This is a genomic window from Bacillus sp. BC08 (genome assembly GCF_054326875.1).
Genome location: NZ_JBTGPA010000034.1, coordinates 35,417 through 48,804, shown reverse-complemented (window position 1 = coordinate 48,804; position 13,388 = coordinate 35,417). Strand labels below are relative to the sequence as shown.

Sequence of the window (13,388 nt, the reverse complement as noted above, 5' to 3'; positions counted from 1 at the left end):
TTACGCTTTTTCCGGAACAGCTTCTTGTAGTTTCTCAATTGATTTTTGGATGTCCAAAATCTCTTGCTCAATATGTCGTTTGTTTTGAGAAATGTCTTGCTTCCAGTTCGAAAGTGTATCTTGCATATCGTCTTTTAATTCTTGAAATACTTCTTTACCTTCTGAAGCAGTTTCAACGATTTGACGTTTTAATAATTTTGTATCAGCTGTAATATCAGCTAAAGTCTTTTTAATATCATTTCCTTTTTCTTTTAACTTACCGCGCATAGCTTTGCCAGAAGAAGGAGTAGAGAAAAGAACGGCTAGTCCAGCAACTGCTCCGCCGCAAATGACACCTGTAATAAAGGATTTAGCTTTTGACATAAAAGGAAACCTCCTTATTTTTTGTTCGTATTCATGATGTGAAAAAATATGCATATCTTTAAGACAAGGGAAAGAAAAGTGTGCAGTGCACAGTCCCCGGCATCTTGAATGGAGAAACAAGCCGTGCAATATTTAATCACTTTAGGAAAGTGGCTTGTTATGTATTACTTCTTATTATAGTGTCACTATTTCACACTATTTGCAATTGTACTTGCGATGTTTTGTAAATTTTCCATTGTGTATTCATTTTGATGTGATTTCCAAACAGCACCGAAACCATCGTTTTCACCGTAGCGTGGAATTAAATGAAGGTGGAAGTGGAACACAGTTTGTCCAGCTTTTTCACCGTTATTGTTAAGTAGGTTAAAGCCAACTGGATTAAACTCTGCTTTAATCGCATTTGCGATTTTCGGAACGACAGAAAAAATATGTGATGCGATTTCTGGCGTTAACGCAAAAATGTCTTGTTTGTGAACTTTTGGAATAACAAGGGTATGTCCTTTTGTTACTTGACTAATATCTAAAAATGCAAGCACATGTTCATCTTCGTATACTTTTGAGCAAGGGATTTGCCCATCAATAATTTTACAAAAAATACAATTGTCCGCTGTATGATTCATTGATCTCATCCTTTCAAATATCCTTAGCCGTATTTTACCATAATTACATAAGAGAACAAACACGAAAAACAGGAAGCTGACTCAGCTTCCTGTTTTCTGAAGAGGGATTGAAAAAGCATTATCGTAATTTACGTTTCGCAGACACCTCATTTATTTAAGAAATGCACGGTAAATCGGCTAAAGTTTCTGCCGTAGACACCCCATTTTCAAGTGAAATGAATTGCAATCTTTATAAAGGGAAATTGTTTATTTTTTAAAACAGTATATGCTCTTTCGGAGACACCCCGTTTCTAAAATGAAACAAATAATCTGGTTATGTGTAAATTTCTTTGTCCAACATGGACACCCCATTTCATGATGACTTCACTATGTTGTTGTACTCATCAATTGGTGGTCGCTTTTTCAATGTGTTCCTTCTTCACTAATTATGATGTCCGCTTTCGTAAAAATATATGCTAACAAATTTAAATTTTTTTTGAGGGCATCGATACTATGTAGTACAGCGCTATTTTTGGTAAGATGAATATAGAATGAATACTAATGAAGAAAGTGGTGTCGTATGAGCGAGTTATTGCGTGTAGAAAATGTTACAGGAGGATATACGAAACGACCTGTACTAAAAGATGTTTCGTTCTCTGTTAATAAAGGCGAACTTGTCGGCTTAATCGGTTTAAATGGAGCGGGTAAAAGTACGACGATTAAACATATTATCGGTTTAATGGAACCGAAAAAAGGAACTGTCACAATTAATGGGAAAACAATTCGTGATGATATGACAGCGTACCGTTCTAGTTTTTCGTTCATCCCAGAAACACCAGTATTATATGATGAGCTAACGCTAGAAGAACATTTGAAGTTAACAGCGATGGCGTACGGTGTCGATGAAAAACAATACGAAGAACGTGTAGGACAACTATTACAAGAATTTCGCATGAAAAATCGTTTAAAATGGTTTCCATCTCATTTTTCAAAAGGGATGAAACAAAAAGTAATGATTATGAGTGCGTTTTTAGTGGAGCCATCTCTTTACATTGTGGACGAACCATTCGTTGGACTTGATCCGTTAGCGATTCAATCACTCCTTCAAATGATGGATCAAATGAAAAAGAGTGGTGCAGGTATTTTAATGAGTACACATATTTTAGCGACGGCAGAGCGTTATTGTGATTCGTTCATTATTTTGCATCAAGGTGAAGTAAGAGCGATGGGAACATTATCTGAACTGCAATCACAGTTTAATATGCCAGGTGCAACGCTAGATGATATTTATATTGCATTAACGAAGGAAGAAGATTATGAATAGCACAGCATTATGGAAAGAACGATTTCGTCACTTTCTAAAAGAAGTTCGTACATATAGTAAATACGTATTTAATGATCATTTGAAATTTATTTTCGTATTCATCATCGGCGCAGGAGCGTATTATTACCAGCAATGGTTACAAACGTTAACACCTTCGTTTGAGGCGGCGCTCGTTATGGCAGTGTTGCTTGGACTCGTATTAACGGCCGGATCGATACAAACGTTATTAAAAGAAGCGGATCTCGTTTACTTGCTGCCAGTTGAACAAAAATTAAAACCATACTTTACAAAGGCATTTCTCTTTACGTTTATGATTCAGCTATACATAATCGCAATCGTAGCGGCAGCGCTTGCTCCGTTATACTTCCAGCAAATGAAGCAAACAGGAGCGGCTTACATATGGATTGTACTCGCGTTTGTCATCGTAAAAGCGTGGAACTTATTCGTAGTGTGGGAAAAGTCATTTTTAACAGATCAAAATATACAAAGAGCTGATTGGTTCATTCGTTTTATTTTAAACGGCTTATTTGTGTACTTCCTTGTAGAACGTACTTCCGTTATATTTATTGGCGGAATCATCCTTCTCATGATGTTATACCTCGTAGTACTGCATCAAATGGTGAAGGGGAAGCCGCTAAACTGGGAGTATTTAATTTCTGAAGAAGGTAAGAAGATGATGCTGTTGTACCGCATCGCGAACATGTTCGTTGATGTACCAGCATTAAAAGAAAGAGTAGCACGTAGAAAATGGCTTGATTTCATTCTTTCGATGATTGGCGAGAAGCGTACCTATTTATACTTATATACGAGAACGTTTTTACGATCTGGTAACTATTTCGGCTTGTATGTGCGCCTGCTCGCTCTTGGAGGAGTTATTCTTTACTTCATTCCGTTTTTATATGGACGATTTATCGTAAGCTTTATTTTCCTATACTTAATCGGTTATCAGCTCTTAACTTTATGGAAGCATCACCGCATGAAAATTTGGCTTGATTTGTATCCGGTTGGGGGAGAAGAGAAGAAGAAAGATTTTCTCGTGTTATTAAATGCAATTCTTATTATCGGTAGCGTGATATTTACAGTTATATTCGCCCTTGCGACGAAAGATTTCATGATGACGGGCATTTTATTAGTCGCAAGCATAGTATTTAGTATCGGTTTCGTTTATCAATACGGGGCGAAACGTATTGAGCGTTTAAATTGAAGGGAATGAACCTATGATTACATACGAAGAGAAGGTTATAAAAGAATTGGAGCAGTGGAAAGCTACATTCATGAAAGATTCTTCTATGATGACACGGTTCTCTAAGAAAGTGCAAACGAAAGTACAACAGCTTATTCCGGCGAAAGTGCAAAAAGTATTAACAGAAACGATTCGGATGATGGTGCAAACGATTAGTGCTGGATCAAACTTTATAAAGCCGAAATTAAAAGAGACGAACTGGTCATTGCAAAGGCGAGACGACGAAGTACGTAAAAAAATGGATGAGTACAAAAAAATAGCAGCAGCAGAAGGAGCAGGGACCGGAGCTGGCGGTATTCTCCTTGGCCTTGCTGACTTTCCGCTTTTACTCGGCATTAAAATTAAATTTTTATTTGATGCAGCAACGTTGTACGGGTTTGATACGAGTAATAAAGAAGAGCGCCTTTTTATTCTTCACGTTTTTCAGCTTGCCTTTTCAAGTGACGACCACCGAAAAGAAATATGGAAAGCAATCGAAACGTGGGATACAGAAAAAGAAAATCATATGGACTGGGAAAAGTTTCAAACAGAGTACCGAGACTATATCGATTTAGCTAAAATGCTTCAGCTCGTACCAATAATCGGTGCCCCAGTCGGCGCATATGCGAACTATCAACTACTGCAAAGACTCGGGGAAGTGACGATGAATTGTTATCGTATGCGATTGTTGAATAGGGATTAAAAAGAAAGCATCCTAAATTGTGATTTAGGATGCTTTTTTTAGAAGTTAATGCCGATATAGCTAACTCCGGCAATAATCAATACGATGAAGAGTACAACGATGAATGGAAATCCGCTTTTACCAGCTTGTCCAGCTTCACTGCCGCCAGTGCCACCACTACCGCCTTTACCACCAAGTCCCATAGGAATATCCTCCTTATTGTTATATATTGCTTTTACTTTATATTTTTCTATATTTACCAATAAATACCTTCTGGAGATACTAACTAACTTGCAAATCATTTCGTTTCATTTTACAATTTACTTACCGACCGATAAGTAAAAATAAGTGAGGTACAGTATGACAAAGAATTTACAAACATCGCAAAAAATTGTCGAGGCATCATTTAAACTCATGGCAGAGCACGGTATTGAGAAGATGAGCCTTTCCATGATTGCGAAAGAGGTAGGTATTTCAAAACCGGCTATTTATTATCATTTTTCTTCTAAAGAAGCGCTGGTTGATTTTTTATTTGAAGAAATTTTTTCTGGGTATCATTTCGTGAGTTATTTCGATAAAGAGCAATATACGAAAGAAAACTTTGCAGAAAAGTTAATTTCAGATGGTTTACATATGCTCTCTGAATATGAAGGACAAGAAGGAATATTACGCGTTATAAATGAATTCATCGTAACTGCATCGCGAAATGAAAAGTATCAGAAACGCTTATTTGAAATACAAGAAGATTTCTTAAATGGTTTCCACGATTTATTGAAGAAAGGTGTGGAACTTGACGTTGTGTCACAACAGGAAACGGAAGAAAATGCTCATACGTTAGCGCTCGTGATCGATAATATGAGTAATTACATGCTCATGGGATTCCAGTTAAAGTATAAAGACATTTGGATTCGAAATGTGAAAAACGTAATGAGGGAGGAATAAAAGTGAAAATGCAAAAAAACTGGTGGCTCGGTTTTCTTGGATTCATTGGGATTTATCCCGCATTAACGGGCAGTAAGACCCCCACCTCAAAATTCAGCGAAAGCAAAGAAGTTAGGTTGGGGGTCAACTGCCCGTAAAAGCCCGATTGGTTCAACTAATAATCAGTGGGGGATGAACAAAACCCCCCACTGATTAAAGTTTCACTTTATAAAATACCCGGTATGATTGAAGCTTTTCAAGCGGATGGAAGTTGGCTTAAGTTAATTGGTTTCATTTGGTTACTTTGGTTCGGATATTTTATTCCGGAGAAGAAAGATAATTAAATTACAATTTTCTGTAAAGTTATGTAAAATATAGATTGAGAGTATTCATATATTAGATTACTAGATTTGGAGTGGTTACATGGATCCATTGAAAAATGAAATTCATCCTGACATGGTCAAGGTGTGGAAAGTTAGGGCTGTAATTGAAGAAGGAATCGGTATTCTCGTCATGTTAGCTTACTTTTTCCTCATGATAAAGTTTGATTGGTGGACGTGGATTTTGTATGTGATGATTGGGCTAACAGTTGCGTTCGCACCATTTTCGTACTTTTTATTCCCAAAACTACGTCAACGTTATTACAGTTATCAATTAAATGAAGAAGAGCTTGAAATTCAGCACGGTCTTTTCGTCGTAAAGCGCGTATTAGTACCGATGATTCGTGTACAGCATGTGACGATTGAACAAGGGCCAATTATGAGGAAATATGGCTTAGCAGAATTACACATTTCAACAGCGGCAACTTCTCACAGCATCCCGGGTTTAACGATGTATGAAGCAGAAATGTTGAAAACAAAAATTGCAGAATTAGCGAAAGTGAGTGATGAGGATGTATAAGAGGCAGCATCCCATTACGATGTTATTAGAATTAAAAATAACAGACTTTATACCACTCATTATTTTCATGTTTAGTTTAAACGGAAAGTTCCCGTTTTGGTATTTAATTCCCGCTGCATTCGGTTTACTCACCGTCTTTTCAGCGTTTGAAAAGTGGTATTACACAACATATTGGGTTGAAAATAACGTATTACATGTGAAGCAAGGGCTCTTTGTGAAGAAGGAGAGCTACTTAAATAAAGAACGTGTGCAAACAATTAATACAAGTTCTAACGTGTTATATCAAATGCTTGGCTTAAAGAAAATTCAAATCGAAACAGCTGGCGGAGGCGACGATGCAGAAGTAAGCTTAGCTGGAATTACAGTAGAAGAAGCAACAGAGCTTATTGCAATGCTAAATGAGCCAACACCAGAAGTGAAAGCAGAAGAAACGTTAGGCGAAGCAACGGAAAATGCAGTAGAAAAAGAAATTGTAACAGAGGAAAAGCAAGCGACTGAATATAAATTAACTTGGAAAGAAATTTTGCTAGCGTCTGTTACATCTGGTCAGTTTGGACTATTATTCTCATTAATCTTTTTCGTGTATCACCAAGTAGATGAGTACATTCCGAAATGGATAGAGAATGGCGTAAAGTCTTATGTAATGGAACATGATATATATGGCTGGATTTTTATGATAGCTATTTTGCTCGTCCTTTCGTGGGTTATATCGACAATTGGTTACGCGTTAAAACATGGAGATTTCACAGTGAATCGAAGAAATGATGAAATCCGCATTTCGCAAGGATTACTTGAAAAAAAAGAACTCGTCCTAAAATTACATCGTATTCAAGGTATTACGATAAAAGAAAGTATGTTACGTCAGCCATTCGGTTATTGTGCTGTGCAAGTAGAAGTCATTCAAAGTAAAGGGATGGGTGATGAGAAAGAAAAAGTTACACTGCACCCAATCATTCGAAAAGATCGCGTACAACAGTTACTCGCGCATTTACAATTACCATACGAACTGAATACAAACATTATTTCATTACCAAAAGCAGCATTACGCCGTTATCTCATTGATAGTTTCATCTTTTTCGCAATGCTAGCAATCCCGCTTATTGGAATAAGTATATACTCTGAAAAGCACTTTATCATGTGGGCATTAATTCCGCTCGCGATTCTCATCTTTGCACTTGGATACGCAACATTTAAAACAAATGGTTACAGTGTAAACGGGGAGCAAATTACGCTTGTATATCGCAGCGTTGGCAAGTATACAGGACTTGTTAGAAGAAGACACGTCCAATCAATGGAAAAGACACAATCCTATTTCCAGCGCCGTGCAAATCTATGTACGTATAAGTTCTCTAATGCATCATCGAATTATAAATTAGAGCATACGAGAGTAGAAGATGCGGAGAGAATGCAGGATTGGTATAAGAAGAAATTAAGTGAGAATTAAATAGAATGGCTCGTCTTTTGCGGAAGACGGGCTATTTTTTTATGTGAAAATAATGAATAATATATGTAGAAGGAAAAGCGAGGTGAATGAGAGTGAGCAAATTTTTAATACCGTATTCATTTTCTATATTAAGTTTCTTTATTTCAGTAACGGCACTTGATTTATTTGATAGGATGGGAAGAAATGATGAGATGACTTCGCCGAACATAATTGGAAAGATAATTCAATCTACAGCGCAAATGGGAGTCCTTACATTGTATTTCGGAGTACCTATTATTTTAGGTGGCTGTCTACTTGGTGAGTTATTGTTTAGAGGTATCATTTTACGATTTAAACTAAGCTATATTCTATCTTTATTATTATATTTACTTTTAGCTTGTAGTATTGTTTCCGTAACGGTTGGAATTCCAACTACATATGAAGATTCTAATACTACTTTCATGGTAATAACTATGATTTGTGCTGTTACATTCTTTATGGGGCGGAATATATGTGAGAAAAAACAAGTTAACAATGGAGTGAAATAATGAAATACACATGTCCATGCTGCGGGTATAAAACATTAGAAGAAGAATCAACAGGTACATATGAAATTTGTAATATACGTTATTGGGAAGATGATGAGGTCCAGTTTAACGAACCTGACTTTGAAGGCGGAGCAAATGAAGTCTCGTTAAGACAAGCACAGAAAAACTTCATTGCATTTGGTGCTTGCGAGGAATGTTTTGTGAAATCAGTTAGAAAACCGACTAGTGAAGATGTGAAGGATGCTAGTTGGAAGCAAGTTTGATAAGTAAAATGTCATTGATATTTTAAAATGGATTGATCCAGGGGAAAATTCTGTTATTATTCAAACTCCTGAAAATGAACTAACAAATTATTAATTTGATAATCTAAAAAAATATAATTTATACGGCATTATTTTAAGTCTACTTTCATTAGTAGGCTTTTTTATTTAGTTTTGCATAGCGTGAAGGATTTTTGTTTCAGAGTACTGTTTATTTTTCAACTTGATGATAATGAGGAGGGATACCTGTATGCTTTTATGAAGAATCCTTATTTACACTAAGGATTGGAAGTTTATTGTTTTCCGAAAATATAGATAGGGGAAAATAATGTAAAAAAAACTCTTGTATATTCAAAACCCTTATGTTACATTTGTGTTACAAGGAAGTTACAAACGGTAACTTATGTTACGGTTTGTTTTCTTTTGTTTTTCGGTATGTTACAAACTGAGAATATGTAAAGCTAAAAAAATAGCAACCTAAAAATAGTTTTTCTATGTGTATAAGAGTGTGTGTAGTAAAGAGCCTGGTGAGAGCTTTACGCACATTATTAAAATTCCTTTCTGTCTTTAAAAGAAGAAGAAAACCAACTACCAACTATTTAGGAGTTTTAAGTAATGATAGTAAATGAAATGTACTTCCTTTCCCACACACAAAGTACATCTTTATTTTCAGTCTAATTACTACACAGACTTTTATACATATGCTGTTACCTCGCCTTAACGGGCAGTAAGACCCCCACCTAAAAATTTAGCGAAAGCAAAGAAGTTAGGTGGGAATCAACTGCCCGTAAAGGCCCGATTGGTTAGGGCTAATAATCAGTGGGGGAGGAACAAAACGCCCCACTGATTAAAGTTTCACTTTATCGTTTTAGGGATATATAGGAGGAGAAAAAATGAAAAAGTTATTAATGGTAATGGGACTTACGTTTTTAATGTTAGCTGGATGTAGTAATGGGAATTTTGACAAAGCAATGGATGAAGGAAAGACCGCGTTAACGAATAAAGAATATAAAAATGCATTATCATCATTTGAAAAAGCGTTAGATGAGAAAAAAGATGATTCAGATGCAAAGATGCTTGTAGAACAAACGAAAGTAATGATTGAAGCAGTGAAGTTAAAAGAAGAAACAAAGGTAGAAGAATCAATCAAGTCATTTGAAAAAGTAGAGAACATGAAGAATGGAAATGCTACGCTTGTAAAACAAGCGAAGGAAGAGCGAACAGCATTACTAGCCATCTTAGAGCAAAAAAAGAAGTATAGTGAGCAACTGACGAAGAGTGAAGAGTTAATAAGTAAGAAAAATTATGCAGAAGCGAAAGAAATATTAAATAAGCTAGTTACAGAAACAAAAGATAACAAGAATCTTGAAGAATATAATAAAAAAGCGGTAGGATTAGTTACTAAAATAAATGAAGAAGAAAAAACTGCAAAGAATGAAGCAGCGAAGGCACAAAAAACAAATGCAGTAACGAATCAAAAGGTAGCAACAGAAAAGACTCAAAAAACTGAGGCAGAAAAAAATCAAAAGGTAGCAACAGAAAAGAACCAAAAAACTGAGACAGAAAAGAATCAGAAGGTAGTAACAGAAAAGAACCAAAAAACTGAGACAGAAAAGAATCAAAAGGTAGAAGCAGAAAAGAACCAAAAAGTAGAAACAGGAAAGAATCAAAATGCATTTACTTTTGAGAAAGCAAAAGAATATATCAAAAATGAATATAAAGAAGACTATGATTACACGCTAGAGAATACGCAAGTAGAGAATGGAAAGAAATATTATCAAATAAGAGTGCATACGACATATAAAATAGAAGGTGCAGGTGGACCAGGATTTACTGGTGTATATAAAGTATTCGAAGATGGTACAATCGTTGAAGTGCACTAAATTGATGACAAAGGTATCCTCAAAGTATATGAGGGTACCTTTTTTAGCATAAAAAAAGGCATCTAGCAAAAGTACTAGATGCAAATAAAAACACAAGGGAAGATAAATATCTTCCCGTTTCCCGTAAGTAATTATATCAAAAAATTTATAAAAAACTAGCTTTATTTTTTACATAATTGATGTGTAAAGCTATGAAATGATAAGATTACACTGTTTTTATAGTGTTTTATTGAAAAAAGGAGCTGCATATATGATTAATTTTAAACCAGAAAATTTGAACCAACTATTAAAAGTAATGTTAATTAGTGCGAATAAATCTTATGATGCAATTAAAGATTATGAATTTACGGGAGAAGCAGTAGTATTCCGTATAGATTTCGAATATATTGACGTTTCTCTAATGATTGTAGATATGTTAGGAAGATCAGCGTCTAAATTTAACATTTTGCCATATGCCCGTCCGAATACGAATGAAATAGATTATATTCAGTTTCATGTGTATGCGATTAATGAGGGGAATTTTAAAGAAATGATGGATGCGATGTAAAAACTATAATTTTACAAAATTGTATATAAAACCTTAATTTCTGCTAATATATAATTAATAAATTCATATAATTGGAGTGATGAGATGCAGCCGTTAGAAAGGGAGATTCATTCTAATATGCTGAAAGTGTGGAGAATTCATGCTTTAATTGGGGCGGCAGTTATACTAGCAGTCGTAATTGCATATTTCTTTTTTATGATCAATTTTAATTGGTGGGGTTGGTTGTTTGGTTTGTTAGTAACAGGCGCTATTCTATTTATCCCGCTTGATTATTTCGTGTTTCCAAATTTACGTCAACGTTATTATAGTTACAGATTAAATGAAGAAGAGATTGAGATTCAAAAGGGGATGTTCGTTGTAAAACGCGTACTTATTCCGATGATTCGTGTGCAGCACGTAACGATTGAACAGGGCCCGATTATGAGAAAGTATAATTTAGCAGAATTACATATTTCAACAGCGGCAACTTCTCATAGTATTCCAGGCTTAACGAAGGAAGAAGCAGAGCAGCTGAAAAGACAAATTGGAGAACTTGCGAAAGTGAGTGATGAGGATGTATAAGAGGCAACATCCGATCACGATTTTATTAGGTATTCGAGTTGCGACTTTGTTACCTTTTATTTTTCTTGTTTTATTTCGATCTGATGGTCAAGTGAAACCTTGGTATCTCTTACATCTTGTTCTTTTATTTGTATTATTTATTATGGCAATTTTCTCAGCGATAAAATGGTATTTCAAAGTGTACTGGGTTGAAAATAATATTTTACATATTAAACACGGCGTTTTTGTAAAGAAAGAAAGTTACTTAAATAAAGAACGTGTACAAAATATTAGTACATCTTCTAACATCATTTATCAAATACTTGGGCTTACGAAGTTAAACATAGAAGTAGCGGGTGGCGGTAGTGATCCAGAAGTGATGTTAGCTGGCATTAGAGAAGAGGAAGCGAAGGAACTGATTGCCTTATTACATAAAGAAAGAAGTGTTGTGACTGAAGAGACTCCTGCGGTAGAAGAAAGTGAGACGGTGTATCAGTTAACAGCGAAAGAAATTTTATTAGCATCCATTACATCTGGTAGATTTGGATTAGTGTTTTCTGGATTACTTCTTATTTACTCAGAGTTTAATCAATTTCTACCCGAATGGCTCATCGATAAAGTAGAAGCGTATGTGATGGATAACGGTGTATATGAATTAATTGTTATGGCTGTGATTTTAATGGCGGTTTCGTGGGTCATTTCAACAGCTGGTTATGCGTTAAAATATGCGAACTTTAAAATTGAGCGAAACAGAAATGAAATTCGCATCGTGCAAGGGTTATTTGATAAGAAAGAGTTTGTTTTAAAATTACACCGTATTCAAGCAATTACGGTGAAAGAAGGAATTCTTCGCCAGCCTTTCGGTTATTGCTCTGTCGAAGTGGAAGTTATTCAAAGTATAGAAGCAGCAGGGCATGAAGTAATGTTACATCCTTTTATGAAAAAGAAAGATGTCCAGCAGTTACTTACATATTTGCAGTTGCCGTATGAAACGGAAGAGAAAATCGTTCATTTACCGAAGGCTGCATTACGTCGTTACGTAATAATGGGCTGGATTACAGGTGCTATACTTGCTGTGCCGATCGTCGGTGCGAGTATATATTTTAAGCAAAATATGGCGTTATTCACGTTAATACCACCATTTATCATATTTACGCTACTTGCATACGCCCGGTATAAAAGTGGTGGATATATGATACGAGACAATCAGTTAGTCATGGTATTCCGAGGCTTTGCAAAATATACAGGAATCATGCGAAGAAGGCATGTTCAAGCAGTAGGATACAATCAATCGTATTTTCAAAAGAAAGACGAGCTATGTACAGCTGTCGTATCAGTGGCGGGGCATAGATATGAAGTGAAGCATATGCGAAAAGAAGATGCACTTTGTATATATAATTGGTACAAAGAAAAAGGAAACACCGGTGAGTAATGGTGTTTCCTTTTTTCTGTCGTGATTTGTCGATAAGTCGATATATTGAAAAAATCGTTGATATATTCGAAAAATCGCCGATATGATTTCATGTACCGAATCCCTGGAGGAACTACAGTACAAAAAAACTTAAACTAACACATCAAAAGTAGTCACAAATGACGGACGAGAGAAGATACTTTTCTGCTGTTCCGCATGTGGATGTGCCTGAGATGGAGTTTGTCCTTCTGCTTGTGCAGGGCGTTTTTTGTGAGCGTTTTCGAATGAACGTGATTCTGTCCAGTCTTTAAAGTTTTGCTCCGTTTCCCACATCGTTAAGATGACATATGTATCGTTACTTAATGGGCGTAGAACGCGAATTGCTTGGAATCCTGGTTCGTTTTCAATAAGGCCTGCGCGGTTTTTAAAACGGTTTTCAAATACTGGGCGACCTTCGTCTGTGACAGAAATGTTGTTACAAACGATGTAGCCAGGTTGTCCTTTAAATTCGCCAACAGCGTCTAGTACGTCATACTGAAGAGAACCTTCTACTGATTCTTCTGTATTTTCTTTATAAAACATATCTTTTTCATTATTTTTTGCAGTGAAATGTGCTTGTTCTAGAGGTGTTTCGTATGAAATAATAGCCTTCATTTTAATGCCCCCTTAATTGTTTGTTTCTATTATATCAACTCTCTTAAAAAACTTCGAAGATTATATACATAAAGATACTTCTTTTTCAAATAATAAATGTACCATCATTTG

Annotated in this window: 17 protein-coding genes; 13 read left to right on the top strand and 4 right to left on the bottom strand. The window is 35.6% G+C overall.

Annotated features, from left to right (window positions below; genetic code table 11):
• Together ACXVYO_RS16325 and ACXVYO_RS16320 are read right to left on the bottom strand one after the other, a co-directional pair.
• Positions 1-363, bottom strand: a complete 363-nt coding sequence (locus ACXVYO_RS16325) for a YtxH domain-containing protein (protein WP_000030295.1) — start codon at positions 361-363, stop codon at positions 1-3.
• Between the two features lie 185 nt (positions 364-548).
• Positions 549-983 (bottom strand): HIT family protein, encoded by a 435-nt coding sequence (locus ACXVYO_RS16320; protein ID WP_001016840.1) that lies wholly within the window; start codon positions 981-983, stop codon positions 549-551.
• A gap of 559 nt (positions 984-1,542) precedes the next feature.
• Here ACXVYO_RS16320 and ecsA point away from each other — a divergent pair.
• The 3 genes from ecsA to ecsC are packed head-to-tail and all read left to right on the top strand — an operon-like array spanning position 1,543 to position 4,211.
• Complete coding sequence (gene ecsA, locus ACXVYO_RS16315) at positions 1,543-2,286, top strand: ABC transporter ATP-binding protein EcsA (protein ID WP_001292604.1); 744 nt, start codon at positions 1,543-1,545, stop codon at positions 2,284-2,286.
• On the top strand, positions 2,279-3,490 hold the full coding sequence (gene ecsB / locus ACXVYO_RS16310) for an ABC transporter permease EcsB (protein ID WP_458467847.1): 1,212 nt from the start codon (positions 2,279-2,281) through the stop codon (positions 3,488-3,490). The genes ecsA and ecsB overlap by 8 nt, the downstream gene beginning before the upstream one ends.
• Positions 3,491-3,503: 13 nt before the next feature.
• Positions 3,504-4,211 carry an ecs operon protein EcsC gene (gene ecsC / locus ACXVYO_RS16305; RefSeq protein ID WP_000634134.1) on the top strand — a complete coding sequence of 236 codons (708 nt, stop codon included), beginning with the start codon at positions 3,504-3,506 and terminating at the stop codon, positions 4,209-4,211.
• A gap of 38 nt (positions 4,212-4,249) precedes the next feature.
• Here the strand turns inward: ecsC and ACXVYO_RS16300 are convergent, their stop codons facing one another.
• Positions 4,250-4,393: a YjcZ family sporulation protein gene (locus ACXVYO_RS16300; RefSeq protein WP_458467846.1), complete on the bottom strand. Its 144-nt coding sequence runs from the start codon at positions 4,391-4,393 to the stop codon at positions 4,250-4,252.
• Between the two features lie 157 nt (positions 4,394-4,550).
• Between ACXVYO_RS16300 and ACXVYO_RS16295 the strand changes: the two genes are divergently transcribed.
• From ACXVYO_RS16295 to ACXVYO_RS16250, 10 genes are all read left to right on the top strand, one after another.
• The gene (locus tag ACXVYO_RS16295; protein ID WP_458467845.1) at positions 4,551-5,132 is read left to right on the top strand and encodes a TetR/AcrR family transcriptional regulator; all 582 of its coding nucleotides are present in this window, start codon (positions 4,551-4,553) and stop codon (positions 5,130-5,132) included.
• 2 nt (positions 5,133-5,134) lie between these two features.
• Positions 5,135-5,269, top strand: coding sequence for a hypothetical protein (locus tag ACXVYO_RS16290; protein WP_458467844.1), 135 nt, complete (start codon positions 5,135-5,137; stop codon positions 5,267-5,269).
• Positions 5,270-5,534: 265 nt separating this feature from the next.
• Positions 5,535-6,011 (top strand): PH domain-containing protein, encoded by a 477-nt coding sequence (locus ACXVYO_RS16285; RefSeq protein WP_458467843.1) that lies wholly within the window; start codon positions 5,535-5,537, stop codon positions 6,009-6,011.
• Entirely contained in the window at positions 6,004-7,455 is a 1,452-nt protein-coding gene (locus ACXVYO_RS16280; RefSeq protein WP_458467842.1) for a PH domain-containing protein, read from the top strand. Before ACXVYO_RS16285 ends, ACXVYO_RS16280 begins: the two co-directional genes overlap by 8 nt.
• A 92-nt stretch (positions 7,456-7,547) precedes the next feature.
• Positions 7,548-7,982, top strand: a complete 435-nt coding sequence (locus ACXVYO_RS16275) for a hypothetical protein (protein WP_458467841.1) — start codon at positions 7,548-7,550, stop codon at positions 7,980-7,982.
• Positions 7,982-8,245 (top strand): CPCC family cysteine-rich protein, encoded by a 264-nt coding sequence (locus ACXVYO_RS16270; RefSeq protein WP_458467840.1) that lies wholly within the window; start codon positions 7,982-7,984, stop codon positions 8,243-8,245. Before ACXVYO_RS16275 ends, ACXVYO_RS16270 begins: the two co-directional genes overlap by 1 nt.
• Positions 8,246-9,135: 890 nt before the next feature.
• Positions 9,136-10,125, top strand: a complete 990-nt coding sequence (locus ACXVYO_RS16265) for a hypothetical protein (protein ID WP_458467839.1) — start codon at positions 9,136-9,138, stop codon at positions 10,123-10,125.
• A gap of 250 nt (positions 10,126-10,375) precedes the next feature.
• A complete protein-coding gene (locus ACXVYO_RS16260) occupies positions 10,376-10,672 on the top strand; it encodes a protoporphyrinogen oxidase (protein ID WP_458467838.1) in 297 nt (98 codons plus the stop codon).
• Between the two features lie 84 nt (positions 10,673-10,756).
• Positions 10,757-11,233 carry a PH domain-containing protein gene (locus ACXVYO_RS16255; protein WP_001182705.1) on the top strand — a complete coding sequence of 159 codons (477 nt, stop codon included), beginning with the start codon at positions 10,757-10,759 and terminating at the stop codon, positions 11,231-11,233.
• Positions 11,226-12,644 (top strand): PH domain-containing protein, encoded by a 1,419-nt coding sequence (locus ACXVYO_RS16250; protein ID WP_458467837.1) that lies wholly within the window; start codon positions 11,226-11,228, stop codon positions 12,642-12,644. Before ACXVYO_RS16255 ends, ACXVYO_RS16250 begins: the two co-directional genes overlap by 8 nt.
• 129 nt (positions 12,645-12,773) lie before the next feature.
• On the opposite strand, the gene hmoB is transcribed toward ACXVYO_RS16250, so the two are convergent.
• Positions 12,774-13,277: a heme-degrading monooxygenase HmoB gene (gene hmoB, locus ACXVYO_RS16245; RefSeq protein ID WP_458467836.1), complete on the bottom strand. Its 504-nt coding sequence runs from the start codon at positions 13,275-13,277 to the stop codon at positions 12,774-12,776.
• Positions 13,278-13,388: the final 111 nt, after the last annotated feature.